This window comes from Flavobacterium sp. ST-158 (assembly GCF_058309975.1).
Map to the genome: position 1 here is coordinate 28977 of NZ_JBZEEN010000004.1, position 24562 is coordinate 53538.

Genomic DNA, 24562 nt, shown 5'->3' on the forward strand with positions numbered 1-24562 from the left:
TTTTATGTATGAAGATTTAAAATATTGGTACCTGCGTGATCATAAGTTGTTTCGGACTTTGAGTTTTTCTCAAATCAAACAATTGTGTATCATTACAGGTTTCAGGAAAGCCAGTAAGGGAGAAATTATTTATTTCTCTTCATCAGATGTACCGAGAATATTTTTGCTTAAAAAAGGAAATATCAAAATTGTTGCTGTAGATGAAGAAGGCAATGAAATCCTAAAAGATATTATCCAGAAAGGAGATTTGTTTGGCGAATTGACTTTAGAAAATGATAGGGAATCTAATGAATATGCCAAAGTGCTCTCTGATGATGTAGTAATTTGTAGTTTTCTAATGTCTGATTTTGAAAATTTATTACTTCAGCATCCTTCTTTAGCGCTTTCTTATACCAAATTTGTTGGTTTAAAAATGAAACGCATTAAAAATAGTTATGCCAATTTAGTTTCTAAAGATGCTAAAACCAGATTGTATCAGTTTCTAAAAGATTGGGCAGAGAAAGAAGGTAAGCAGGAAGGGAATGTAGTGATTCTTGAAAATTATCTTACTCAAAATGATATCGCTCAAATTATTTGTACTTCTAGACAAACAGCGACTCAATTGCTGAATGAAATGGAATCCAACGGAATGTTAGTGTACAATAGAAGAGAAATAGTGATTACTGATATCTGGCAATTGTAGTTTTTTAATCGAACTGTAAACTAGCCGACAATACGCAGTTCAAAACGATATTACCTTTACATTAAATAAAAATAATATCATGAAAAAAATAATCAGCTTAGTTTTGTTAGTTATCGGTTTTGCAGGGAATGCTCAAAGCGGTTTGCCACAAGAAGCAACCGATATTGCTCCTTTATTGATAGGAGAAAAAATCCCAAATAGTACTTTGAAATCCATTGATGGAAATGCTGTTTCTTTAAAAACGGTATTGGATAAAAAAAGAACCATTTTAGTTTTTTATCGTGGCGGTTGGTGTCCGTATTGTAATTTGCATTTGGCAGCTTTGGGTGAAGCTGAAAAAGAGTTATTGGATTTAGGATACCAAATTGTTGCTATAAGTCCTGATGCTCCAAAAAACTTAAAAGTGACTGAAGAAAAAGATAAAGTAAATTATCTTTTGTTGTCTGACAGTAATGGAGATCTGACAAAGGCTATGGGAATTGCTTTTCAGGCACCGGATAAATACAAATCCATTTTGAACAAAGGTTCTGAAGGTGTTAATAATCATTTCTTGCCTGTTCCTTCGGTTTTTATTGTAAATTTAGATAGCGAAATTGAATTTGAGCACATTACGCCAGATTACAAACATCGTATTTCAAATAATCTCTTAGTTGCTGCTGCAAAATCTTTAATAAAGTAGTCGTGAAAACTTCGGTAGTTATTTGGGTATTGCGTGTAGTTGTCGCTGTAATTTTATTGCAAACGCTCTATTTTAAATTTACAGCTGCACCAGAGAGTGTGTATATTTTTTCGAAATTAGGTGTAGAACCTTATGGACGAATTGGAACTGGAATTTTGGAACTCATTGCAGCCGTTTTAATTCTAGTGCCTCGAACGAGTTGGATTGGAGCGCTGTTGGGGTTCGGATTAATGAGTGGTGCTATTGTTTCTCATGTTTTTGTTTTGGGAATTGAAGTTCAAAACGATGGCGGGACTCTTTTTCTGTTAGCACTTTTCGTTTGGATAAGCTGTATTGTTTTAATTTATAAAGATAAAAGTAAGTGGTCTAATTTGTTGAATTTAAAATTCTAATATGCTTTTACCATCCATAAATAAAAGTTTAAATGAATTGGTCGATTTGTTACGGCAATTGTCAACTGATGAATTTACAAATCCATGTCCTGAATTGAGCCATGCCAGTATTGGTGAACATTGCAGACACATTATAGAAATGTTTCAATGTTTAGAAAATCAATTGGATTCAACAATAATTAATTATGACCATAGGGAACGCAATCAATGCATTCAAACCGATGTAGAATATGCAATTGATAAAATTTTAGCTATTCAAAACGGATTAAGAAATGAAAACAAAAATCTCGAATTACAGCAGTTTGTTGAAGGCGAGGAAATCCGAATTCAAAGCAATTATTTTAGGGAATTGCTCTATAATTTAGAACATTGTATTCATCATCAGGCATTGATAAAAGTGGCAATTTTAAAATTTGAAAATATAAGTGTCGATGCTAATTTTGGCGTGGCTCGTTCTACTATCGAATTCAGAAAAAAATGTGTACAGTAAGTTTTGTAAATAGTAATGGCAGAATTTTTATCACTTCTAATCGGGATGAGAAGATTATAAGACCCAGTGCCATTCCTCCTAGAAATTATACCGTAAATGGAAAGAATGTGATCTTTCCAAAAGACCCAAAAGCAGGCGGCACCTGGTATATTGTAGATGAAACCGGAACGGTACTCGTTTTATTGAATGGTGCAGATGAAAAACACGAACAAAAATCCTTTTACAGAAAAAGTCGCGGATTGATTGTTTTAGAATTGATTAGCGAAAATTCACCAAAAGATTTTTGGGAACTGATAAATTTAGAAAACATCGAACCTTTTACATTGGTTTTGTTTCAAAATAACCAATTGTTTCAGCTACGCTGGAATGGAACAGAAAAAGAAAAATTAGTTTTGGATACCAATGAAAAACATATTTGGTCGTCATCAACTTTGTATTCCAGCCAAATTAGAAAAGAAAGAGCCGATTTGTTTTATGCGTTTTTAGAAAATAAAGGATTACTTTCGGAATCCGATATGTATCAATTTCATCGGTATACGGATCAGGAAAATACCGAAAATGGTTTGGTTATTAATCGAAATGGAGAAACTAAAACCTTGAGTATTACCCAATCGATAATTGAAAAAAATAAAGTAGCAATTGTGCATTATGACTTGCTTACCAATGAAGATTTTACCACTTCATTTATCATTGTTTAATATTGTAGGATTGTTAAGAATTAAGAGAATGAAATTACTGCTGCATAAAATTTTTCATTGGGAATATTGGCCCTTTCAGGTGGTGTATATTCCTATTTATTTTCTTTGGGGCTATTATGCCATTAGAGCCAAATCGCTTTTTTTCTTTAATGCATCAAATCCAAGTATTAAAAATGGGGGGTTTATTATGGAATCTAAAAAAGCCATCTACAACTTAATTCCACAACAATATTATCCTAAAACCGAATTGGTAAAAGAAGGAACTTCTTTAGCCGAAATTCAAATTTTAATAGAAGAATCAGGAATTCAATTTCCATTTATAGCGAAACCTGATATAGGTTTACGCGGTTCTGGCGTGAAAAAAATTACTAGTATTGAGCAATTGAATCAGTATGCCCAAAATGCTAATTTTGATTTTTTATTACAGGATTTGATTCCGTATGAAAATGAAGTCGGGATTTTTTATGTGCGTTATCCTAATGAAAATAAAGGTAGAATTACTGGAATTGTTTCTAAGGAATTTTTAATCGTAGTAGGCGATGGAATCTCAACGATTGAAACTTTAATCAAAAAGAATCCACGATTCGAATTGCAATTAGCTACTTTGCAAAAAGAATATGGCACCCAACTTTTAGAGGTTTTAAAAATAGGAGAGAAGCGCAATTTAGTTCCTTATGGGAATCATGCTCGTGGCGCCAAATTTATAGATGGAAGCCATTGGATTTCTGCAAAGTTAGAAGCAACTATAAATATCATTTGCTCACAAATTCCGGATTTCTTTTTTGGAAGATTAGATGTAATGTATACTACTATGGAAGAATTAGAATCGGGTAAAAACTTTGCTATTGTGGAGTTGAACGGTGCTGCCAGTGAACCTACACATATTTATGATCCTGTTCATTCGGTGTTTTTTGCCTGGAAAGAATTAGCCCGACATATCACCTATATGTATGAAATTAGTTTGTTGAATAACAAAAAAGGCGTTCCGTTTTTATCACATAAAGAAGGAATGAAAGAATATCGAATGCATTTGGCGCAAAGTCAAAAAATTGTCAATTTCTAATGATGAAGATAATTCAAAATATTGCGGTTGGATTTATAGTTAGCTTTTTAGGTTCCTTACCATTGGGTTATCTTAATATTGTTGGGCTTGAGGTGTATTCTAAATTGGGCTTGGAACCTTTAGTGTTTTATATTTTAGGAGTTATTTTTATAGAAGCTTTTGTTGCTTATTATACTTTAATATTTGCGCATCAATTGGTTCAGAACAAAAAACTCATGAAAGGGATTGAGGTTTTTGGAGTATTCTTTTTGTTACTTGTTGCTTTTGTTTTTTACCAAAAATCATCGCACACAGTTCATGGTGAGGGTTATTTAGATGCCTATTTACAATGGCCTATTTTTGCAGTGGGTGTTTTCTTGAGCTGTCTTAATTTTTTACAAATTCCTTTTTGGCTGGCTTGGAATCTGTATTTTCTTAATGGCAATTATATCAGTATTTATAAGCGATTGAAATTTTATTATGTAGGTGGAACTATGGTGGGGGTTTTCTTTGGAATGCTGTTTATCATTTATTTTTTGGATAAAATTCATAAGCAAATTGCCTTTTTAACCGATTATATGATACCTGTAATTATTCCTGTTTTCTTTGTTTGTATGTCTGGATTGCAAGGCTATAAAGTGTACAAAAAGTACTTTTATAACAAAATGGCATTAGAAGAAAAGGAATCTGAATAGGTTCATTGATTTTGTTTATTTTTGTGGCATGAAGAAAATTATTATCACAGGAACCAGCAGAGGAATCGGATTTGAATTGGCTTTAAAGTTCGCCAATGCAGGACATCAGGTTTTGGCCATTTCGAGAAAAATACCTCAGGAATTAATTGCAAATGAAAATATTACTTGCCTTTCAGTAGATTTAGCAAACGAATCCGATTTAGCGCAAGTAGAACAATTTCTTTCTTCTACCTGGAAACAAGTAGATGCTGTGGTTCATAATGCAGGAAGTTTAATTTGTAAACCCTTCGAAACTCTAACTCAAACTGATTTTGAAAATGTATATAAAGTCAATGTTTTTGCGGTTGCAAATTTGACTCGCATTTGTATTCCGTTTTTGCAAAAAGGAAGCCATGTGGTTACTATCAGTTCTATGGGAGGCGTTCAGGGAAGTTTGAAATTTGCAGGTCTTGCCGCTTATAGTTCCAGTAAAGGAGCAGTGATTACGCTTTCGGAATTATTAGCCGAAGAGTACAAAGAACGCGGTATTGCTTTTAATGTTTTGGCACTTGGAGCTGTACAAACCGAAATGCTGGAAGAAGCTTTCCCAGGTTATCAGGCACCTATTTCAGCGCAAGGAATGGCAACTTATATTTATGATTTTACACTAAACGGAAATAACTATTTTAACGGAAAAGTGTTAGAAGTTTCAACGACAAACCCTTAAAGAAGTTATAAGTTAAACGTTAAGAGTTAAGTGAGATTTGATTAATTTTTTTATAGTATTTATTGTTTGAATTTTACTGATACCCCATAACTGATAACTCACAACCCATAACTTAAAAAAATTGAGCGATACATTAGCTAAATATATTCCAGAACATGCAGTCAAACCCGTATTTGAGTTGATTGTAGAAAACAGAGTACATTTAAAAATTGTTAACGAGCGCCTGACACGTCATGGTGATTATAGAAAAGCGGTGAACGGAAAACATGAAATTACCGTAAACGGAAGTTTGAATAAATACCGTTTTTTAATTACGCTTATTCATGAAATTGCGCATTTAGTGGCTTTTGAAAAATTTGGTCGCAACATCAAACCACATGGAAACGAATGGAAATATGTTTTTCAGCAACTGATGGTTCCTTACATTCGACCTGAAATTTTCCCCAATCAATTACTGCCATTATTGGCAAGACATTTTAGAAATCCCAGCGCCAGTAGCGATACGGATACCACCTTATCACTGGCTTTGAAACAATTTGATCCTCAAAACGATAAGAATTATGTTTTTGAAATCCCTTACGGCAGTGTTTTTCGAATCAAAAACGGAAAGGTTTTTAAGAAAATAGCGGTGCGTACCAAGCGCTTTGAATGCTTAGAAATTAGTTCTGGAAAGCTATATTTATTCAACCCAAATGCTGAGGTGGAGTTGATACCACAGCATTCTAACGGTTAGAATTTTTCTTTGTATTCTTTTTTTATTGCTAATGATATTTAGGTTTATTTAACTATAAGAAAAAGCTTGTTTTTTTGTCTTAGGTATAATGAAAATGTATATTTTTGAATCTATAGATAAACTAAAACATTAAGTATTTAAAAAAATGTAAATGAGAAAAATTATTTTTTTACCAATTCTGATTTTGTTATTAAGCTGTTCAAATAATAATGATGAAAATAATGAATTCATTATAGGAAAATGGAAAGTTGTGAAGAGGTATGATTCAGGTGTTGAAACAGATTTAAGTCCTTGTGATCCATTTTATATTTATAATTTTAGTGCTGATTTTTCAGTTGAAACCTATGTGGTAAATGAAAATAAAATTCCACAAAATGTTTTATGTGGAGTTTATTTTCCTGGGATGTTTTCTTGGGTAAAAATTGATGAAAATACTTATCAAGAGTTTCGTACTTCTGATTCTTCAGATGTTAATAGTACTTATACAAGAGATGGTGAATTTTTAATTATTACTTATTCTGATAATCGAAGTGCTGTTTTAAAAAGATATTAATTGTAAAGTTATGTAGTACTTTTAATTGATGGAAATAATGAATTTATTGTTCAAAAAAAATCCCAAATTCCATTTTACTATAAACTGGAATTTGGGATTTTTTATTCTGTAAAAGTTGTTTTTAATATCCTTTTAAATAAGCTTCTCTTACTTTTCTAAATAAATTTGATGAATAGACAAAATCAACTACAGCTTGGTTATCTGTTTTGAAAATTTCTTCTTTGCTACCTTGCCATTCTTTGAGTCCGTTTTTTAAGAAAATAATATTGTCACCTATTTCCATTACCGAGTTCATGTCATGGGTGTTGATTACGGTGGTAATGTCATATTCTTCGGTGATTTCTTTGATAAGGTTATCAATCAATATCGAAGTATTTGGATCTAATCCAGAGTTGGGTTCATCACAAAATAAATATTTTGGATTGTTAACTATAGCACGGGCAATAGCCACACGTTTTTGCATTCCTCCAGAGATTTCAGAAGGTAATTTATTGTGTGCATCAATCAGGTTGACTCTTTTTAGAACAAAATCTACTCGGTCATCGATTTCAGATTTATTTTTGTTAGAAAACATTTTCAGGGGGAATGCTACATTTTCGGCTACGCTCATCGAATCAAACAAAGCACTTCCTTGAAAGACCATCCCTATTTCGGTACGTAAATCTCTTTTTTCTTCATCACTTAAGTCAGAATAAATACGTCCGTCAAACGAAATAGTTCCTGCTTCTGGATGATGGATTCCTAATAAACTTTTTAATAGTACCGTTTTTCCAGAACCACTTTGTCCAATAATAAGATTGGTTTTTCCAGTTTCGAAAACAGTACTGATTCCTTTTAGGATTTTGCTGTCTCCAAAGGATTTTTCAACATCTTTAACTTCTATCATGATCCTAATAATAACTGTGTTAATATATAATTGAAAAGTATGATGGAAACCGAGGTCCAAACAAATGATACCGTACTTGCTTTACCTACTTCGAGTGCGCCACCTTTCATATAATATCCATGAAAAGAAGGAATCGTTGCTAATAACATGGCAAATATGAAGGTTTTGATAAAAGCATAGGTAATATGAAACGGAATAAATTGCATTTGTGCTCCTGTAATAAAGTCGGTGCTTGAGGTGAAACCTCCATAAACACCGGCAATCCAACCACCAAGAATTCCCAAAAACATGCTGATTCCAATAACAAATGGATACAATAGTAAAGCTATAATTTTAGGAAAAACCAAGTAATTTAAGGAGTTTACTCCCATTACTTCTAAGGCATCAATTTGTTCTGTAACACGCATAGTTCCAATACTAGAAGTAATAAATGAACCCATTTTTCCGGCCATAATTACCGAAATAAAAGTAGGCGCAAATTCCAGGATTACCGACTGACGTGTTGCAAACCCTATAAGGTATTTTGGTATTAAGGGGTTTGTTAAGTTTAAAGCTGTTTGGATGGAAACTACTCCACCCACGAAAAACGAAATAAAGGCAACAATACCAAGTGAACCAATAATTAAATCGTCTATTTCTTTAAAGATGAGATAACGCATCATCGACCATTTGGTTTGTTTGTTAAAAATCTCTTTAAGCATCAGGAAGTATTTCCCTATTTGCGATATATACCGAATAAGCATCATAGTTTTTGAATATGGGCTAAATTACGAAATTAGTTACGAGTTATGAATTGTGACTTATGAGTTTTTGTTAGAAAAGCTTTTCTTTCATCTTTTTTAAACGATATTGACGAATAAATTTGGCCTGTTCCGGATTAACCATGATAGGTTTCTTTTCTGATTTAGCTTTAAGAAAACCTTGGATGTAATCAAAAAACAGCAAAGGTTTCTTTTTCATAAAAGACAACTTTGCCGAAGCAATTGCAGTAATCCAAAAACCGTAACCCAAGGTATAAAAAGCCTCTCCTTGTTTGTAACGAGCAGTTTTGTTGTAATTAGCTCCAGTAGGTTTTAAGTGTTTTACTTTTAGTGAGGCGTCAGTAACTACTTTCCAATTGTAGAATTTACATAATAATTCATCAACAGTGTCCCAACCCATTTGTGGTCTCAGGCCTCCAATTTGTTTGAAAGTTTCTTTGCGGTATGCTTTTAAGGCGCCGCGAATATGGTCTTTGTCGGTTAGGTTTTCTAAAACCCAATCACCATTTTTTTCTATGTAGCAAAAACCGCCTGCCATTCCAATTTTCTCATCCGATTGAAAATGTTTAGTGATGGTTTCTAAATAATTATTTGGAAAAATTAAGTCGGCATCTAATTTTACAATCACATCATAATCTTCGTCTAAGGTTTCAAAACCAGTTTGAAAAGCTTGAATGACTTTGCTTCCTGGTAAATGAATGGTACTCGATTTTTTTTCTACCAAGGTGATAAACGGATTGTCTTTGGCGAAAGCCAAAACAATTTCGGCAGTTCTATCTGTGGAATTGTCATTTACAATCACTACTTTTTTAGGTAAAAGCGTTTGCGAAACGAGAGATTCTAAGGTCAAAGAAATAAATTCTTCTTCGTTATGAGCAGGAATTACAATGTAATATTTCATTTTTTTTCAAAGTCTAGTGCAAATATCATTATTTTTGTAGGGATTAAAAAATATACTTTCGATTGGAAAAAAAAATTGCGGTTGTCATAGTAACTTATAATGGAGAAACTTGGATAAAAAAGAACATCAATTCTTTATTGCAATCCAGCTATCCAGTTGATATTATTGTGGTAGACAACGCTTCAACAGACCAATCGGTGTCTCTTTTAAAAGAATTTAAAAACCTTCAATTAATAGAAAGTAAAGTTAATTTGGGTTTTGGCAAAGCCAATAATATTGGCATTGATCTAGCGCTTCAGAATGGTTCGGATGCTGTTTTTTTATTAAATCAAGATACTTGGATTTATGAAGATAGTATTCAAAACTTGACCGAAAAGCTTTTTAGAAACTCTGAATTGGGTATTGTAAGTCCCTTGCATCTTTCTCCTGACGAAGTTACTTTAGATAGTAATTTTAATACTTATTATTCCAGATTTAAGACTGAAATAGATTCGGCTACCATCAGAATTGTACCGTTTGTAAACGCTGCTGCTTGGTTGGTTTCTAAAGAATGTTTTGAAAAAGTAGGTTATTTTGAGTCTGTTTTTAGTCATTATGGAGAAGATAGAAATTTTTGTACCAGAGTATTGTATCATAATTTCAAAATTGGAATTGTTAAAAATGCATCTATTTGCCATGATAGATTGGTAAAATTGAGCAGTAGTAAAATAGTCTTGCAGTCTAAATATTTGGTTTTAAACCAACTGATTGATTGTAATTATTCCCTGTTTTCTGCAACTATGTTGGGGTTTAAATCGGTATTAGGTTTGCCCAAATTTCATTTTAAAACCGAAGGATTCAGTAAAGCTTTTTCTCTTTTTTATAAACTGCTGTTCTATTATTTAGGGTTGTTAGTAGATATTCAAAACATTAAACACATTCGTTATCAATCTATAAAAGGGATTAACGGGAAGGATATAAAAAACTATGCAAAATAAAGCAGATCATAGACAGGCTTTTTTCTTCACTATTATTAATTATGTGGGGATTTTAATAGGGATAGTTTCTACACTTTTTGTGTATCCTAATAACAAAGAAATGCTTGGGATATTTAGGTATATAGAATCTTTAGCTCAGATTTTGTTTCCCATCATGCTTTTAGGAGTATCGCAGGTTTTAATAAAATTTGGTCCTAAATTAAATGTGCATCAGGAAAAACAATTATTTAATTACGGTGTTCTTTCCATTTTTTTTATGAGTTTCCTTGTGTTACTAACCATAGGCGGACTCTCGTTTTTATCCATTTTTAAAAAGTTTGATTATATCTTTCTGGCTTTTTCTATGGCCTTTTTTTTAGCGTTTATTGATTTGTTCAAGAAGCAGGCAACTATAATTCAGAAGATTTCTGTTCCTGCATTTTTTGATAATATTGTGCCTAAGCTAGCGCTTCCTATTATTTTTCTATTGATTTTACATAACTACATTTCTTCAGATGAATCTTTAGTGTTATATAATGTTTCCTATGGATTGATAGCTTTGTTAGTTGGGATTTATTTGTTCAACTATTTTAAACCTGAATTCAAGTTTGATTTTAAATCTTTGTTTACACAAATAGATAAAAAGGAAATGTATCGTTTTTCTTTGTTCGCTTTTGCAGGGAGTTTGGGTTCTGTTTTTGCCTTTAGGATTGATGCCATTATGATTCCAAAGTTTATTTCTATGGAAGCAAATGGTTCCTTTAGTATTGGTGTAACACTGGCTTCGGCACTTGCAATACCAGCTACAGGAATTTTTACTTTGTATGCGCCTATCATTTCAAATTATATAAAAAACGATGCGATGACCGAGCTGAATTTAAAGTATAAGGAGATTTCTAAATTGCTCTTTTTTATTGGAGCGCTGCTTTATAGCTGTATTTTTTTAGGTATTGAAAACTTATTTATGTTGTTGCCTACACATGAAAATTTGATGGCTTCGGTTTCTGTTATTTTAATTTTAGGATTCAATGTTTTGGTTAATATGGGAACGGGTTTCAATAGCGAAATTATTACCTATTCTAAATATTACCGATTTAATCTTATTGCTATTTTAGTTTTGATTTTGCTTAACGTGTCACTGAACATCATTTTTATAACCGTGTTTCATCTGGGAATAGAAGGAGTGGCTCTTGCATCGTTGATAGCGATGGTGCTTTTTAATCTATCGAAACTTATTTTTATTTACCAAAAGTTTAAACTTTTCCCTTTTGATAGCTCGTATTTAAAATTACTGCTTGTTTTTGTAGTGGTACTTTTAGTGTGTTATTCTTTGCCTAATTTTGAAAGTAATTTATTGAATTTGGTCTACAAGACAGCGTTGTCTTTAATTTTAAATTTGGGTGTAATTTATAAACTTAAATTAGTGTATTCGTATAATTTCTGGTTAAACGAGATTGTTGCTAGAGTTATAGGCGAATAATCAAAAAGAAAGAAAAAAAGTAGTTATAAATAAAAATCCACAACCGAAATGTTTCAGTTGTGGTTTTTTTTATGGGTTAATTACAAGAATTAGAATCTGTAAACAAATGCATTAATGTTCATTCCTGCACCTACAGAAGCAAAAATAAGAATATCTCCTTTGTTAATTTCGTGGTCTTCTATTTTACCATCTAGAATCAGGTCAAAAAGGGTTGGCACGGTTGCTACACTGCTGTTTCCTAAATCATGAATACTCATAGGCATAATGTTAGCCGGAGCTGTCTTATCGTATAATTTGTAAAAACGATCCACAATAGCTTCGTCCATTTTTTCATTAGCTTGATGGATCAAGATTTTTTTAACGTCTTCTATTGCAATACCACTTTTATCCAAACAGCTTTTCATAGCAGTAGGAACGTTGCTTAGCGCAAATTCGTAAATTTTTCTACCATACATTTTGATGTATTTGGTGTTTTGGTCTAAGCCTGGGTGGTATGATTTTCCGTAAAATAAAAATCCAGCTTCTTCTTCAGTATAAGAGGCCGTTTCATAAGAAAGCATTCCGGTTTCGTCATCAGATGCTTCTATAATAGTTGCTCCAGCACCATCAGAGTAAATCATAGAGTCACGGTCGTGATCGTCAACCACTCTTGAAAGTGTTTCGGCACCTATAACCAAACAACGTTTTGCCATTCCGGATTTTATAAAAGCATTCGCTTGTAAAACCCCTTCAACCCATCCGGGACAACCAAAAATAAGGTCATAAGCCACGCATTTTGGATTTTTAATCTGTAATTTATGTTTCACACGGCTGGCTAAACTTGGAATCATATCCGATTGAACACTTCCAAATTTTACATCACCAAAATTGTGTGCAAAAATGATATAATCAATGGTTTCAGGATCGATTCCTGCATTTTTAATTGCTTTTTGCGAAGCTAAAAATGCCAAGTCAGAAGTATTGTATTGACTTTCGGAATAACGTCTTTCTTCGATTCCAGTTATTGCTTTGAATTTTTTTATAATAACTTCATTCGATTGTTTGATAGGTGTTCCATCTTCATTTAAAAATTGATGAAGTTCAAAGTACTTGTCGGAAATTACTCTTTCGGGAATGTAACTTCCTGTTCCAGTTATTTTTATTTTCATTTGGCTGTTTCCATTAAAAATAATAGCGATAATTTAATATTTTCACAACAAAGAGAAAATAGTAAATGCTATACATTTGGCAAAATTACTGATATTTTTTATAGAATTTTCAAAATCAACTGCTTTTAATTTTTGATTTCCGAATACTATTTGAATAAAAAATATTTAGTTGCGTAATTTTCTGTTAGTTGAAAAAAAATGCCCCGAAACAAACGAGGCATTTTTTAATTATAATTTTTCGAATTAGCTTTCCATATATGCTTCGATAGGTGCACAAGAACAAACTAGGTTTCTATCTCCAAAAGCATCATCGGCTCTGCGAACACTAGGCCAGAATTTGTTTTCGGCGATATATTCTAATGGGAATGCAGCTTCCTGACGGCTGTATGGGAAATCCCAAATCTCATTAGTGAGCATGGCTAAAGTATGTGGTGCGTTTTTCAATACATTGTTTTTGTCTTCAATGGTAGCGGCTTCAATTTCTTTTCTAATAGCAATCATAGCTTCGCAAAAACGGTCTAATTCTTCTAAGTTTTCACTCTCCGTTGGTTCAATCATTAAGGTTCCAGCTACTGGGAAAGAAACGGTAGGAGCGTGGAAACCATAATCCATCAAACGTTTAGCTATATCTGTTACTTCAATTCCTTTTTGTTTGAATGGACGGCATTCTAAAATCATTTCGTGTGCCGCACGACCCATTTCTCCGGAATATAAAGTGTCGTAATGACCGCTTAATTTTTCTTTGATATAATTTGCATTCAGGATAGCGTGTTCTGTAGCCGATTTTAAACCTTCGGCACCTAACATTCTAATGTATCCGTAAGAAATTAGACAAACTAAAGCGGAACCCCATGGTGCTGCAGAAATAGCTGTAATGGCGTTTTCTCCTCCGGTAGCTACCACTGGATTAGTAGGTAAGAACGGAGCTAATTGAGATGCCACACAAATTGGTCCTACACCTGGTCCTCCACCACCGTGAGGGATTGCGAATGTTTTGTGTAAGTTCAGGTGACAAACATCAGCGCCAATAGTTGCTGGATTCGTCAATCCTACTTGTGCATTCATGTTCGCACCATCCATATAAACCTGTCCGCCGTTATCGTGAATGATTTGAGTAATTTCTTTAATAGCGCTTTCGTAAACCCCGTGAGTCGACGGATACGTAATCATCACACAAGATAAATTGTCTTTGTGTAAAATGGCTTTTTCACGTAAATCTTCAACGTCAATGTTTCCGTTTTCAAGGGTTTTAGTAACGACCACTTTCATTCCCGCCATTGCCGCAGAAGCAGGATTGGTTCCGTGAGCTGATGATGGAATCAAAGCAATGTTTCTGTGGTGGTCACCACGAGATTCATGATAAGCCTGAATCACCATTAAACCGGCATATTCTCCCTGAGCACCAGAGTTAGGCTGTAAAGTAGTAGCCGCAAAACCAGTAATTTCGTTTAAGTATTCTTCCAGTTTAGTAAGCATCTCCTGGTATCCTTGTGCTTGATCTAAAGGCGCAAATGGGTGAATACTGTTCCAGCTTGGAGCACTTAAAGGCAACATTTCGGCTGCAGCATTCAATTTCATCGTGCAAGAACCTAATGAAATCATCGAGTGATTTAAGGCCAAATCTTTGCGCTCTAACATTTTGATGTAACGCATCAAAGCCGTTTCCGAATGGTATTTGTTGAATACTTCGTGTTGTAAGAATGTTGAAGTTCTTACCAGACTTTCCGGAAAATGATTTGTATTTGATAATTCATCAATTGTGATGGTAGCTAATCCTTTTGCAGCAGCAAAAATAGAAACCACCTTATTCAAATCAGCAAAACCTATTGTTTCATTCAATGAAATAGAAACTGAATTTTCATTTGGATAAAAGAAATTCACTTCGTTAGCCTCCGCAATTTCTCTTACTTTTTTAGCATCTGCTTTGATAACAATCGTATCGAAGAAAGCAGTATTGGTTTGTTCGAAACCTAATTTTGCTAAAGTATTTGTCAAAGTCACTGCCGAAGCATGAACTTTGTTAGCAATGTATTTTAATCCTCTAGGTCCGTGATACACCGCATACATACTTGCCATTACCGATAATAAAACCTGAGCTGTACAAATGTTTGAAGTTGCTTTATCACGTTTGATGTGTTGTTCACGTGTTTGTAACGCCATACGCAAAGCACGGTTACCATTAGTATCTACGGTAACTCCGATAATTCTGCCTGGCATCGAACGTTTGTATTCGTCTTTGGTAGCAAAGTAAGCCGCATGAGGACCACCATAACCCAACGGAATTCCGAAACGTTGTGTAGTTCCTAGAACTACTGCAGCACCCATTTCTCCCGGAGGCGTTAATTTAGCTAAACTTAAAATATCGGCAGCAACGGCTACTTTGATATTGTTTTCGGCAGCTTTTGCAATAAAAGCAGTATAATCGTTTACTTGTCCAAATTTTCCCGGGTATTGTAAAATAGCTCCGTAGAATTCTTCAGAAAAGTCAAAATTTTCGTGATTTCCAACTACTAATTCTACGCCTATTGGAGTAGAACGCGTTTGTAAAACAGATAATGTTTGTGGTAAAATTTCTTCAGAAACGAAAAACTTACAAACATTGGCTTTCTTTTGTTCTCTGGTTCTTACGTCAAATAATAAAGCCATCGCTTCAGCGGCAGCAGTTCCTTCGTCAAGAAGAGATGCATTAGCAATTTCCATTCCGGTTAATTCAATAACCATGGTTTGGAAATTCAAAATAGCTTCCAGACGACCTTGGGCAATTTCTGCCTGATAAGGCGTGTAAGCTGTGTACCAACCCGGGTTTTCAAAAACATTTCGTTGAATAACAGCCGGAACAATAGCCTGGTTGTACCCTAAACCAATGTAGGTTTTGAACATTTTATTTTTATTTCCTAAAAGAGTAATATGCTTTAAATACTCATATTCGGTCATTTCAGGATCTAAATTTAGAGGTGCTTTTAGACGAATGTCATCTGGAAGTGTCTCATAGATGAGTTGTTCTATGGAATCAACTCCAATTGTTTTCAACATCTGTTGTAGGTCGGATTCCTCTGGACCTATGTGTCTTAAAGCAAAAGCGTCTGTTTTCATGTAAATGTAAAAAAGGTTGTATTTTTTGTGGCGCAAAAATAAACATAATTCCGTTTTAAATCATTGTTTTTTAGGATTCATTTTATTTGAATAAAAGGATTTTGTAAATATTCTGGCTAAATGTTTATTTTTGTTAGATGATTCGTATTCAGGCCCTTTTTGATTTTTACCTCAAATCCAGTATTCATGTGGCTTTGTCGGTCTATGCTTTGGTACGAATGACCCAATTTATGTTTGCTATTCCGTATGATGAACCCATAGCTTTATTTGCTTTTTTTGGAACTATTGTGGGGTATAACTTCGTGAAATACGATGCTTTGGCCAGAGCCAAAAAAAGAATGATGCGCAATGAGTTGAAACTAATTGCCAGTTTGAGCTTTTTTTCGTTTTTGGCGGTGGGCTTTTATTTCTTCCAATTGCAGTTGGTGACTCAAGCTGTTGCTGTAGGTGTTTTGATTTTGACTCTTTTGTACACGCTGCCTTTTTTTCCTAATCGAAAAAATGCGCGTAACTGGGCTGGTGTGAAAATTTATATTGTTTCGCTGTGCTGGGTAGGAGTCACGCTGATGTTGCCATTGGTCAATGCACATCAGAATTTAGGTTTGGATTTCTTCATCAAATGCATCCAGCGTTTTATATTGGTTTTTGATTTGATATTAGTTTTCGAAATCATTGATTTGGCTAATGACGATCCGCATCTTAAAACCGTTCCGCAGCAAATAGGAGTAAAGCGAACTAAATTGTTAGGATTGCTGTTGCTTGTTCCGTTTTATTTTCTGGAGTTCTTAAAAATTAATTTTGTAGAAAAACAACTGTGGGTGAACTTGGCTTTAGTAGTGATATTGTCGTTGTTTTTAGTTTTTTCCAATGAAAAACGCTCTAAGTATTATTCTTCTTTTTGGGTTGAAAGTGTGCCTATAATTTGGTGGTTATTGGTTGTTTTAACCTAGAAATAGTACAATTTTTTAGTTCACACGTATTGCTCTGAAATTCTTTTTAGGATGTTATTTCTTTGTGTCAGAAAGTGGGTTAAGTATTTTTTTAAAAACAAACAATCAAAGAGTTGTCCAAAATATCCAAAAGGAGTTTTGTATTCTAAAATGTCTTTCATAATTGTAATTCCATTTGTTTCTTCAAAAAAATGTTCGTGTTTAAAGCTTTTGAATTTCCCTTCTTCCATTTCATCAACAAAATAATCATAGAAAACCATTGCGGTAATTCGGCTTTTATGAGTTAGATTAAAACCAAAATGTTTTCCTCTCCAAGTTACAGTTTCCCCACAATTTATTAAACCCGAAGTTGTGCCAGCAATTGCTTTTTCGTTAGTTTGACTAGTTGAGTTTTGATGAATGTCAATGTTTCTTGCGTTATCAAAAACGATTTGTTTGGGTGCTTTTATTTTGGTGACTAAGTTTATAGTTGTCATTTATACTAAATTTTTTAAGGCTTTTGCTAAGGTGTCGTATTCAAATTGAAATCCGTTTTGTAGTAGTTTTTTTGGAATTACATTTCGACTTTTTAAAACTAATTCGGGTTCTGTTTTAATCAGTATAGCACCAAATTTTAAGAGAGTCCCATTTATTGGAATTCCAAAAGGAACTTTAACAGCTTTTCTTAACTGCTTCATGAAGTTTCTATTTCCAATTGGTTTAGGAGAAACTATATTTACAACCCCAGTAATTTCTTTTTCGATGATAAAATCGATTGCTCGTGCAAAATCAGTTTCGTGAATCCAACTGATAAATTGATTGCCGCTTCCTTGTTTTCCTCCAAAACCAAACTTAGTTAAAGTCTTTAATGGAATTAATGCGCCGCCGTTTTTTCCTAAAACAATAGAAGTTCGCAGAGCGGTTTTTAAAGTTCGTGGAGTTTCGGTTTTAAAAAACGCTTTTTCCCAAGATTGAGCCACATTCATTGAAAAGTCATTGCCTATTTCGCCATTTGTTTCATCCATTTCTTTGTCTAAAGAAAAGCGATAAATGGTAGAAGTTGATGAATTAAGAAAATGCTTCGGTGGATTTTGACAATTTAAAATGGCTTTATTTAAAATTTTAGTGCTTTCAATTCGAGATAACAAAATTTCTTTTTTGTTTTCTTTGGTATAACGACAATCAACAGATTTTCCTGTGAGATTAATTAAAACTGTTGCGTCTTCGAATTCTTTTTCCCAACCAGAAAAAGTTCTGGCATCCCAATTCACATATTTAATTCCATCAATTATTTTTAATTTTCCTCGGCTTAGAATTACAATTTCGTCAAATTTATTTCTAAAGTGGTTTACTAACACTTGTCCAAGAAATCCTGTTCCGGCGGCTATGATTAATTTATTCATTGTAAATAAAATTTATTTTTTAAAACTAATATTTCTTATTGTTGTACTTCTTTTGCTTTTCTTTTTCCTCTAAAGAAGAAATATAAATTCAGAAAAAGCATGATGCCTAAATATATTGTATAACCTCCAATTTTATAACTCAATGTTTCGATTAATAATTGATAACTGTTGTTATAGAGATTCATTTTTAAAATCATCAAAGCAAATCCTAAATTGAGTAAATAAAATCCTGTTTCAAAAAGTTTGTTGGTTGCATCGGCTATTTCTTCTCTTCCTCTAAAAATATCCATCATATAGACTTTACTATTTCTAAAAAGTGTTCTAGAAACATAGTAAGTTAAGAACAAAGCAACTGGTAAATAAATAGCGTATCCGAGTAAAATTTTTGTAGTTTCCATAATTTTATTTTTTAAATTATTTTTTTAATGTATTTAGTCAATATGATAATATTGAAGTAATGCATTGCTGCAATTATGCAAATAATTATTGCTGATTTGGATGCGATTACTTCAATTAATTGTTCGGCTGAAACAATTTTATTCCAAGAAATTAAAGTCATGGCACAATATCCTAGATTTAATAAATAATAACCGACCAATAATATTTGATTGATTTTATGGCATAAATCTTCATAGTTTGGAATAAGTGTTGAAACAAATACGTTACCATTTTCATAACATACTTTCCCCACTTTTAAAATTATAATGGAGGTGATGCATATATAAATGCCATATCCTATGATGTTGAGGTTCATTGTTTTGAGTATTGATTAAGAATATATGTAAAGTATAAAGCAAGTAGGACTGGAGTTCCTCCGAAAATCAAGCACATAATTTGTTCTATAATTTTTATGTTTTGTATTGAATGAGCAAATGCTGAAAAGATAAAAACGGATACGAAATAAATTATGACTCCTAAAAAATATTTTCTTATTTATTTGTCTTCATCTGAAGATATAAGCCAAATAAATCCAACAAGTAATTGATAAGCAGGCATAATAAATAAGCCTAAAATAAAAGCTGTTCCTGAGAAATAAGAATTAAATTGTGTTAATATAAGACTAGTAATTAAAGTAAAAACGATTGCTAAATTTCCGTAATTTAATATTTTCATAGCTATTTAATATTTTGAACTTTCAGAAAAAAATGAAAGTTTGGTTTAAAAAAAAGAGTTTTATTTCATGAATTTGATTAAAATTTGGGTCAACCAATTGTCTTTGTATTCGGTGATTTTATCTAAAACGTTATCTGCTTTTAATACAAAATCATACAGTTTAGTAGTTTGTGCAACAAAATGTTTTTCCTCTTCCGTTGTATTCGCTTCTATCGAAGAAACTTCTTTTAAAACCTTTAAAGCAGGTTTTATTTCTCGTTTGCTTCTTTCTCTGGAAATTTTAACCGCTAGTTCATCTAAATCTTTTTCGGCAGTGAAAAATTCTCTTCTTTCACCCGCTTTGTATTCTTTGTAAACAATTCCCCAATCCATTAAAGCACGTAAATTCATACTTGCATTTCCACGAGAAATTTGCAACTCTTCCATAATGTCTTCCATTGAAACAGCTTCATTCGAGATCATCAACAAAGCATGAATTTGCGCCATGGTTTTATTAATGCCCCATTGAGAACCTAAGGCTCCCCAGGTTTGAACGAATTTATTTTTTGCTTCTTTGAATTCCATAGACCAAAGATATATAAAAGTTTTTAAACTTTCAAAAATAAATGAAAGTTTATTTAAAAAGAAAACCGAAGCATCACTACTTCGGTTTGTATTTGAAATCTTATATCTGAAATTTAAATCAATCCCGCTCTTTTTAACAAAGCTTCCGGTTTTGGTTCCTGACCTCTAAAACGTTTGTACAAAGTCATTGGATGTTCAGTGCCACCTTTAGACAATACATTGTCTTTGAATTTAGTAGCAACCTCTTTGTTAAAAATGCCATTTTCTTTGAAATATTCAAAAGCATCAGCATCTAAAACTTCAGCCCATTTGTAACTGTAATATCCGGAAGAATAACCACCTTGAAAAATATGAGAGAATGCCGTACTCATAGCATTTTCGGCAACGTCAGGATACAATTGGGTGTTTTTAAATTGCTCGGTTTCAAAAGCTTTTAAATTAGTAATATTTGTTGGATCCTGTCCATGCCAAGCCATATCTAACAAACCAAAACTCAATTGGCGTAAAGTTGCCATCCCTTCTTGGAAACTGGCGCTTTCTTTGATTTTTTCTACATATTCCTGCGGAATTACTTCTCCGGTTTGGTAATGCGTAGCAAACAAAGCTAGAGCCTCTGGTTCATAACACCAATTTTCCATCACCTGAGATGGTAATTCTACAAAGTCCCAAAAAACAGAAGTTCCAGACAAACTTGGGTAAATGGTGTTGGCCAACATGCCATGTAAACCGTGTCCAAATTCATGAAACAAAGTCGTTACTTCGTTAAAAGTTAATAAAGATGGTTTGGTTTCGGTAGGTTTTGTAAAGTTGCAAACGTTCGAAATATGTGGTCTTTCGTTAACGCCGTCTTTTACATATTGCGATTTAAATGAAGTCATCCAGGCACCATTTCGTTTTCCTTTTCTTGGGAAGAAATCGGCGTAAAAAATAGAAACTAAGTTGTTGTTTTCGTCGGTAACTTCATAAGTCATCACTTCTTCGTGGTATTTGTCAATGTCAAATACTTCGGTAAATGTCAATCCGTATAATTTTCCTGCAATGGTAAATGCTCCGTTTAAGACCTTTTCCAATTGGAAATATGGTTTTAATTTTTCATCATCTAAATTAAATAATTGCTGTTTTAATTTTTCAGAATAATAAGCGCCATCCCATTTCTCTAATTGTTCGATTCCGTCCAGTTCTTTTGCGAAAGCGGTTAATTGTTCGAATTCTTTTAGCGCAGCCGGTTTGGCTTTCGCCAATAAATCATTTTCAAAAGCCATTACTTTTTCAGGGCTTTCGGCCATACGTTCTTCCAAAACAAAATTAGCGTGCGTTGCATAACCTAATAAATTAGCTCTTTGCTGACGCAGTTTTACAATCTTCAAAACAATTGCTTCGTTGTTGAATTCATTGTTTTGAAAACTTCTGGCACCAAAAGCAATTGCCATTTTTTTACGCAATTCTCTATTGTCAGCATAAGTCATAAACGGAAGATAACTTGGATGATCTAAAGTGAAAATCCAACCTTCTATTTCTTGGGCTTTTGCCAAAGAACGAGCGGCTTCAATAGTTCCTTCTGGTAATCCCGCCAAATCATTTTCATCCGTTAAATGCAATTCGAAAGCATTGGTTTCAGCCAAAACATTTTCGCCAAATTGCAAACTCAATTTCGATAATTCTTTGTCAATTTCGCGCAATTGGTCTTTTTTGTCTTCTGCTAAATTCGCTCCGTTTCTAGAAAAACTTTTATATTTTTTATCTAAAAGTGTTGCTTGTTCAGTGCTTAAGTTCAGTGTGTCTTTTTGCTTGTAAACGGCTTTTACACGTGCAAACAAATCAGCGTTTAAGGTAATGTCATTTCCGAATTCAGATAACATAGGCGAAACTTCCTGAGCAATTTTTTGCATTTCGTCATTCGTCTCTGCTGAATTCAGATTAAAAAAGATACTGGATAATCGATCCAGAATAGCACCTGAATAATCCATCGCTTCAATGGTGTTTTCAAAAGTAGCGGTTTCCGGATTATTTGCAATAGCGTCAATTTCGGCTTTCGCCAAAGCAATGGCTTCCTGAAAAGCAGGAAGGTAATCTTCCATTTTTATTTGTGAAAAAGGAGCGGTGTTGTGTTTGGTATTAAAGTGCTGTGTTAAAATACTCATGTTGATATGTTTTGTTACGCAAAGATTCGCAAAGGAAATCCACGAAGAGATGCTAAAATTTTGTGAGTCTCTGTGTCTTCTTTGCGAATCTCTGTGGAATTATTTTTATTTCAAACTTTCCGAAGCTTTAATAACCGCTTCTTTCAAACTTAGCTTGTAAGCTATAATTTTGTTTAATACGTCTGCATTAGCGCTACCAATGATTTGTGCAGCAAGAATTCCAGCATTTTTTGCGCCGTTTAAAGCAACTGTAGCTACAGGAACTCCGCCTGGCATTTGCAAAATAGACAAAACCGAATCCCAACCATCAATAGAATTACTTGATTTTACAGGAACACCAATTACAGGAAGTGGAGACATAGACGCAACCATTCCAGGTAAATGTGCAGCACCACCAGCACCAGCAATAATTACCGAAATACCTCTTTTGTGCGCATTATTACTAAAATCAAATAATTTTTCCGGAGTTCTGTGTGCTGAAACAATATCAACTTCTGTTTCGATTCCAAATTCTTTTAATATATCAATTGCATCTTGCATGACTGGCATGTCAGAGATACTTCCCATGATTACGGCTACTTTCATTGTTTTTTATTTAAAGATTAAATGATTGAAAGATTTAAAAATTATTATATCACAATCTTTAAATTTTTCAATCTTTAAATTTTTTAATTATTTTGAAATTACTCTAATGGTATTCTTTACATCTTCGGCAATTTTACGCGCTTCAGCCATGTTTTCATTAGCAATGGTTACGTGTCCCATTTTTCTAAAAGGACGCGTTTGTTTTTTACCGTAAATGTGTGGCGTAACTCCGTTCCAAGCTAATATTTTCTCGATATTTTGGTAAACAACATCTCCAGAAAAACCTTCTTCACCTACTAAATTCACCATAATTCCGGCTACTTTACTATCGGTATTTCCTAAAGGTAAATCCAAAATAGCACGCAAATGGTTTTCAAATTGAGAGGTATAACTTGCTTCAATAGAATAGTGACCAGAGTTGTGAGGACGCGGAGCCACTTCGTTTACAATAACTTCATCGTCTTCTGTTTGAAACATTTCTACAGCTAAAAGTCCCACATGATGGAAGTTTTGAGAAACGTTCAAAGCAATTGCTCTGGCTTTTTCGGCTACTTTATCATCAATTCTAGCCGGACAAATTACATACTCCACTTGGTTGGCTTCTGGGTGAAATTCCATCTCCACTACTGGATAGGTTTTAATTTCGCCCGAAGGATTGCGACAAACAATAACCGCCAATTCGTTCTTGAACGGAATCATTTCTTCTGCAATACATTCTACATTAGGTAAAGAATCTAAATCAGTGGTTTGACGAATGATTTTTACTCCATTTCCATCATAACCAAATTCAGTACATTTCCAAACAAAAGGTAATTTTAGATTTTGGATTTCAGATTTCAGATTATCAAGATTTTCAAATCTTTTATAAGGAGCTGTTGGTATATTATTAGCTGTATAAAAATCTTTTTGAACGCCTTTATTTTGAATTTTTCTTAAAGTTTTAGGAGAAGGGTAAATTTTTAAACCTTCTGTTTCTAATTTTTCTAAGGCTTCTAGGTTTACCAATTCGATTTCGAAAGTTAAAACATCTACTTTTTTTCCAAAGTTGTAAACCGTATCAAAATCCATCAAGTCACCTTTGAAAAATTGGTTACAAGCCATTCGGCATGGTGCTTCTTCACTTGGGTCTAATACATAAGTTTGTATGTCAAATTTTCTAGTGTCGAATAAGAGCATTTTTCCTAATTGTCCGCCTCCTAGAATTCCTAATTTAAAATCAGAAGAAAAATAATTCATTGTGTCGAAAGTTTATTGGCGCAAAGATACTTTTAAATGATTGAATTGGAAAATGCTATTTTATTTTCTTTAAAAGTTGCTTGGAGACTGCTTTGTAAGCTGCGGTGTGATTGCTGAAATCTTTACTTAAAATGGTTTTTAATTCGGGGTGAATCCAGTCAAATTCTTTTCCTAACAAAAATAAATTTCGCATGGCATGAGCTTTAGCAGCTACTTTGGTATCTGTAATAAGCCAGTCAAAATTAATTTCAATGAGCTCTTGAAGTTGGGATTCGGTAAAATGAATTTCTGTTTTTGTCGTTTTGTAATGTGCTTCTATGAGTAAGAAAATAACTTTTGAAAGTGGACGAATGGCACTTTCATTATTCAGTATTTTGCTTTTGGAACAAATGACAGAGATGTATTCTTGAAACCAATGTAGTTTTTTGAAAGCAATCAATTCCATTGCCCAACAGGCTTTGTAATGGTCAGAATTTTGATTATCGAAACAAATTTTTATAAAATCAGTCATTAATTCTGGATTGCCTATTATAAAATCAGCTGTCGCTTGTCGGCTATTTTTATATCCAGTTGTTTGTGCAATAATTGCGGCTAATTCATTCATGATTTTCTACAGATTGGCATTAAAATTACAAATTAAGAATCAATTGCGAAACTCAATTTCGAATTCTGTATCTTTGCGCATTATTTTAAAAT

Annotated in this window: 28 protein-coding genes; 13 read left to right on the forward strand and 15 right to left on the reverse strand. The window is 33.3% G+C overall.

The features are described from left to right. Positions 1–4: 4 nt before the first annotated feature. The 10 genes from AC4FRF_RS07505 (at position 5) to AC4FRF_RS07550 (ending at position 6670) form a co-directional block, all read left to right on the forward strand. Positions 5–682 carry a Crp/Fnr family transcriptional regulator gene (locus AC4FRF_RS07505; protein ID WP_491158874.1) on the forward strand — a complete coding sequence of 226 codons (678 nt, stop codon included), beginning with the start codon at positions 5–7 and terminating at the stop codon, positions 680–682. A gap of 79 nt (positions 683–761) precedes the next feature. Then, a complete protein-coding gene (locus AC4FRF_RS07510; RefSeq protein ID WP_491158875.1) occupies positions 762–1361 on the forward strand; it encodes a peroxiredoxin-like family protein in 600 nt (199 codons plus the stop codon). 2 nt (positions 1362–1363) lie between these two features. Then, positions 1364–1753, forward strand: a complete 390-nt coding sequence (locus AC4FRF_RS07515) for a DoxX family protein (RefSeq protein ID WP_491158876.1) — start codon at positions 1364–1366, stop codon at positions 1751–1753. 1 nt (position 1754) lies between these two features. Beyond that, positions 1755–2243, forward strand: coding sequence for a DinB family protein (locus AC4FRF_RS07520; RefSeq protein WP_491158877.1), 489 nt, complete (start codon positions 1755–1757; stop codon positions 2241–2243). Further along, the gene (locus tag AC4FRF_RS07525; RefSeq protein WP_491158878.1) at positions 2231–2941 is read left to right on the forward strand and encodes an NRDE family protein; all 711 of its coding nucleotides are present in this window, start codon (positions 2231–2233) and stop codon (positions 2939–2941) included. The genes AC4FRF_RS07520 and AC4FRF_RS07525 overlap by 13 nt, the downstream gene beginning before the upstream one ends. Before the next feature lie 28 nt (positions 2942–2969). Next, a complete protein-coding gene (locus AC4FRF_RS07530) occupies positions 2970–4004 on the forward strand; it encodes a D-alanine--D-alanine ligase (RefSeq protein WP_491158879.1) in 1035 nt (344 codons plus the stop codon). Next, a complete protein-coding gene (locus AC4FRF_RS07535) occupies positions 4004–4678 on the forward strand; it encodes a hypothetical protein (protein ID WP_491158880.1) in 675 nt (224 codons plus the stop codon). Before AC4FRF_RS07530 ends, AC4FRF_RS07535 begins: the two co-directional genes overlap by 1 nt. Before the next feature lie 28 nt (positions 4679–4706). Beyond that, on the forward strand, positions 4707–5384 hold the full coding sequence (locus tag AC4FRF_RS07540; protein ID WP_491158881.1) for an SDR family NAD(P)-dependent oxidoreductase: 678 nt from the start codon (positions 4707–4709) through the stop codon (positions 5382–5384). 121 nt (positions 5385–5505) lie between these two features. After that, positions 5506–6117, forward strand: coding sequence for a SprT-like domain-containing protein (locus AC4FRF_RS07545; protein ID WP_491158882.1), 612 nt, complete (start codon positions 5506–5508; stop codon positions 6115–6117). 151 nt (positions 6118–6268) lie between these two features. Then, a complete protein-coding gene (locus tag AC4FRF_RS07550; RefSeq protein WP_491158883.1) occupies positions 6269–6670 on the forward strand; it encodes a hypothetical protein in 402 nt (133 codons plus the stop codon). Positions 6671–6791: 121 nt separating this feature from the next. Here the strand turns inward: AC4FRF_RS07550 and AC4FRF_RS07555 are convergent, their stop codons facing one another. From AC4FRF_RS07555 to AC4FRF_RS07565, 3 genes are all read right to left on the reverse strand, one after another. Further along, a complete protein-coding gene (locus AC4FRF_RS07555) occupies positions 6792–7556 on the reverse strand; it encodes an ABC transporter ATP-binding protein (RefSeq protein WP_491158885.1) in 765 nt (254 codons plus the stop codon). Next, entirely contained in the window at positions 7553–8302 is a 750-nt protein-coding gene (locus AC4FRF_RS07560) for an MlaE family ABC transporter permease (RefSeq protein ID WP_491158886.1), read from the reverse strand. The genes AC4FRF_RS07555 and AC4FRF_RS07560 overlap by 4 nt, the downstream gene beginning before the upstream one ends. 67 nt (positions 8303–8369) lie before the next feature. Further along, positions 8370–9218 (reverse strand): glycosyltransferase family 2 protein, encoded by an 849-nt coding sequence (locus AC4FRF_RS07565; protein WP_491158887.1) that lies wholly within the window; start codon positions 9216–9218, stop codon positions 8370–8372. Positions 9219–9280: 62 nt separating this feature from the next. On the opposite strand from AC4FRF_RS07565, the gene AC4FRF_RS07570 reads away from it, so the two are divergent. Both AC4FRF_RS07570 and AC4FRF_RS07575 read left to right on the forward strand, forming a co-directional pair. Further along, positions 9281–10195: a glycosyltransferase family 2 protein gene (locus AC4FRF_RS07570; protein ID WP_491158888.1), complete on the forward strand. Its 915-nt coding sequence runs from the start codon at positions 9281–9283 to the stop codon at positions 10193–10195. Next, a complete protein-coding gene (locus AC4FRF_RS07575) occupies positions 10185–11654 on the forward strand; it encodes an MATE family efflux transporter (protein ID WP_491158889.1) in 1470 nt (489 codons plus the stop codon). Before AC4FRF_RS07570 ends, AC4FRF_RS07575 begins: the two co-directional genes overlap by 11 nt. 89 nt (positions 11655–11743) lie before the next feature. On the opposite strand, the gene AC4FRF_RS07580 is transcribed toward AC4FRF_RS07575, so the two are convergent. Continuing rightward, positions 11744–12802, reverse strand: a complete 1059-nt coding sequence (locus tag AC4FRF_RS07580) for a 3-oxoacyl-ACP synthase III family protein (protein WP_491158890.1) — start codon at positions 12800–12802, stop codon at positions 11744–11746. A 243-nt stretch (positions 12803–13045) separates the two neighbouring features. Then, positions 13046–15895, reverse strand: coding sequence for an aminomethyl-transferring glycine dehydrogenase (gene gcvP, locus AC4FRF_RS07585; RefSeq protein ID WP_491158891.1), 2850 nt, complete (start codon positions 15893–15895; stop codon positions 13046–13048). 137 nt (positions 15896–16032) lie between these two features. Between gcvP and AC4FRF_RS07590 the strand changes: the two genes are divergently transcribed. Then, positions 16033–16845 carry a UbiA prenyltransferase family protein gene (locus AC4FRF_RS07590; RefSeq protein WP_491158892.1) on the forward strand — a complete coding sequence of 271 codons (813 nt, stop codon included), beginning with the start codon at positions 16033–16035 and terminating at the stop codon, positions 16843–16845. Positions 16846–16865: 20 nt separating this feature from the next. Here the strand turns inward: AC4FRF_RS07590 and AC4FRF_RS07595 are convergent, their stop codons facing one another. From AC4FRF_RS07595 to AC4FRF_RS07640, 10 genes are all read right to left on the reverse strand, one after another. Continuing rightward, positions 16866–17321, reverse strand: coding sequence for an SRPBCC family protein (locus tag AC4FRF_RS07595; protein ID WP_491158893.1), 456 nt, complete (start codon positions 17319–17321; stop codon positions 16866–16868). After that, complete coding sequence (locus AC4FRF_RS07600) at positions 17322–18227, reverse strand: TIGR01777 family oxidoreductase (protein WP_491158894.1); 906 nt, start codon at positions 18225–18227, stop codon at positions 17322–17324. A gap of 35 nt (positions 18228–18262) precedes the next feature. Then, positions 18263–18625 (reverse strand): hypothetical protein, encoded by a 363-nt coding sequence (locus AC4FRF_RS07605; protein ID WP_491158895.1) that lies wholly within the window; start codon positions 18623–18625, stop codon positions 18263–18265. Between the two features lie 11 nt (positions 18626–18636). Next, positions 18637–18981, reverse strand: a complete 345-nt coding sequence (locus AC4FRF_RS07610) for a hypothetical protein (RefSeq protein WP_491158896.1) — start codon at positions 18979–18981, stop codon at positions 18637–18639. 179 nt (positions 18982–19160) lie between these two features. After that, positions 19161–19340, reverse strand: coding sequence for a hypothetical protein (locus AC4FRF_RS07615; protein WP_491158897.1), 180 nt, complete (start codon positions 19338–19340; stop codon positions 19161–19163). Between the two features lie 60 nt (positions 19341–19400). Further along, the gene (locus tag AC4FRF_RS07620; protein WP_491158898.1) at positions 19401–19904 is read right to left on the reverse strand and encodes a GbsR/MarR family transcriptional regulator; all 504 of its coding nucleotides are present in this window, start codon (positions 19902–19904) and stop codon (positions 19401–19403) included. A gap of 113 nt (positions 19905–20017) precedes the next feature. Beyond that, positions 20018–22045, reverse strand: coding sequence for a M3 family metallopeptidase (locus tag AC4FRF_RS07625; RefSeq protein WP_491158899.1), 2028 nt, complete (start codon positions 22043–22045; stop codon positions 20018–20020). Between the two features lie 105 nt (positions 22046–22150). Continuing rightward, positions 22151–22630 carry a 5-(carboxyamino)imidazole ribonucleotide mutase gene (gene purE, locus AC4FRF_RS07630; protein WP_491158900.1) on the reverse strand — a complete coding sequence of 160 codons (480 nt, stop codon included), beginning with the start codon at positions 22628–22630 and terminating at the stop codon, positions 22151–22153. An 87-nt stretch (positions 22631–22717) separates the two neighbouring features. Continuing rightward, positions 22718–23866, reverse strand: coding sequence for a 5-(carboxyamino)imidazole ribonucleotide synthase (locus AC4FRF_RS07635; RefSeq protein ID WP_491158901.1), 1149 nt, complete (start codon positions 23864–23866; stop codon positions 22718–22720). A gap of 55 nt (positions 23867–23921) precedes the next feature. Further along, positions 23922–24470: a hypothetical protein gene (locus AC4FRF_RS07640; protein WP_491158902.1), complete on the reverse strand. Its 549-nt coding sequence runs from the start codon at positions 24468–24470 to the stop codon at positions 23922–23924. Positions 24471–24562: the final 92 nt, after the last annotated feature.

Excerpts from the sequence above, each read along its gene's own strand:
- AC4FRF_RS07600 (WP_491158894.1), bottom strand. The coding sequence starts at position 18,227 with ATGAATAAATTAATCATAGCCGCCGGAACAGGATTTCTTGGACAAGTG.
- AC4FRF_RS07610 (WP_491158896.1), bottom strand. The coding sequence starts at position 18,981 with ATGAACCTCAACATCATAGGATATGGCATTTATATATGCATCACCTCC.
- AC4FRF_RS07540 (WP_491158881.1), top strand. The coding sequence starts at position 4,707 with ATGAAGAAAATTATTATCACAGGAACCAGCAGAGGAATCGGATTTGAA.
- AC4FRF_RS07510 (WP_491158875.1), top strand. The coding sequence starts at position 762 with ATGAAAAAAATAATCAGCTTAGTTTTGTTAGTTATCGGTTTTGCAGGG.
- AC4FRF_RS07555 (WP_491158885.1), bottom strand. The coding sequence starts at position 7,556 with ATGATAGAAGTTAAAGATGTTGAAAAATCCTTTGGAGACAGCAAAATC.
- AC4FRF_RS07595 (WP_491158893.1), bottom strand. The coding sequence starts at position 17,321 with ATGACAACTATAAACTTAGTCACCAAAATAAAAGCACCCAAACAAATC.
- AC4FRF_RS07560 (WP_491158886.1), bottom strand. The coding sequence starts at position 8,302 with ATGATGCTTATTCGGTATATATCGCAAATAGGGAAATACTTCCTGATG.
- AC4FRF_RS07615 (WP_491158897.1), bottom strand. The coding sequence starts at position 19,340 with ATGAAAATATTAAATTACGGAAATTTAGCAATCGTTTTTACTTTAATT.
- gcvP (WP_491158891.1), bottom strand. The coding sequence starts at position 15,895 with ATGAAAACAGACGCTTTTGCTTTAAGACACATAGGTCCAGAGGAATCC.
- AC4FRF_RS07530 (WP_491158879.1), top strand. The coding sequence starts at position 2,970 with ATGAAATTACTGCTGCATAAAATTTTTCATTGGGAATATTGGCCCTTT.
- AC4FRF_RS07605 (WP_491158895.1), bottom strand. The coding sequence starts at position 18,625 with ATGGAAACTACAAAAATTTTACTCGGATACGCTATTTATTTACCAGTT.
- AC4FRF_RS07505 (WP_491158874.1), top strand. The coding sequence starts at position 5 with ATGTATGAAGATTTAAAATATTGGTACCTGCGTGATCATAAGTTGTTT.
- AC4FRF_RS07580 (WP_491158890.1), bottom strand. The coding sequence starts at position 12,802 with ATGAAAATAAAAATAACTGGAACAGGAAGTTACATTCCCGAAAGAGTA.
- AC4FRF_RS07640 (WP_491158902.1), bottom strand. The coding sequence starts at position 24,470 with ATGAATGAATTAGCCGCAATTATTGCACAAACAACTGGATATAAAAAT.
- AC4FRF_RS07550 (WP_491158883.1), top strand. The coding sequence starts at position 6,269 with ATGAGAAAAATTATTTTTTTACCAATTCTGATTTTGTTATTAAGCTGT.
- AC4FRF_RS07620 (WP_491158898.1), bottom strand. The coding sequence starts at position 19,904 with ATGGAATTCAAAGAAGCAAAAAATAAATTCGTTCAAACCTGGGGAGCC.
- AC4FRF_RS07535 (WP_491158880.1), top strand. The coding sequence starts at position 4,004 with ATGATGAAGATAATTCAAAATATTGCGGTTGGATTTATAGTTAGCTTT.
- AC4FRF_RS07525 (WP_491158878.1), top strand. The coding sequence starts at position 2,231 with ATGTGTACAGTAAGTTTTGTAAATAGTAATGGCAGAATTTTTATCACT.
- purE (WP_491158900.1), bottom strand. The coding sequence starts at position 22,630 with ATGAAAGTAGCCGTAATCATGGGAAGTATCTCTGACATGCCAGTCATG.
- AC4FRF_RS07575 (WP_491158889.1), top strand. The coding sequence starts at position 10,185 with ATGCAAAATAAAGCAGATCATAGACAGGCTTTTTTCTTCACTATTATT.
- AC4FRF_RS07520 (WP_491158877.1), top strand. The coding sequence starts at position 1,755 with ATGCTTTTACCATCCATAAATAAAAGTTTAAATGAATTGGTCGATTTG.
- AC4FRF_RS07590 (WP_491158892.1), top strand. The coding sequence starts at position 16,033 with ATGATTCGTATTCAGGCCCTTTTTGATTTTTACCTCAAATCCAGTATT.
- AC4FRF_RS07635 (WP_491158901.1), bottom strand. The coding sequence starts at position 23,866 with ATGAATTATTTTTCTTCTGATTTTAAATTAGGAATTCTAGGAGGCGGA.
- AC4FRF_RS07565 (WP_491158887.1), bottom strand. The coding sequence starts at position 9,218 with ATGAAATATTACATTGTAATTCCTGCTCATAACGAAGAAGAATTTATT.
- AC4FRF_RS07625 (WP_491158899.1), bottom strand. The coding sequence starts at position 22,045 with ATGAGTATTTTAACACAGCACTTTAATACCAAACACAACACCGCTCCT.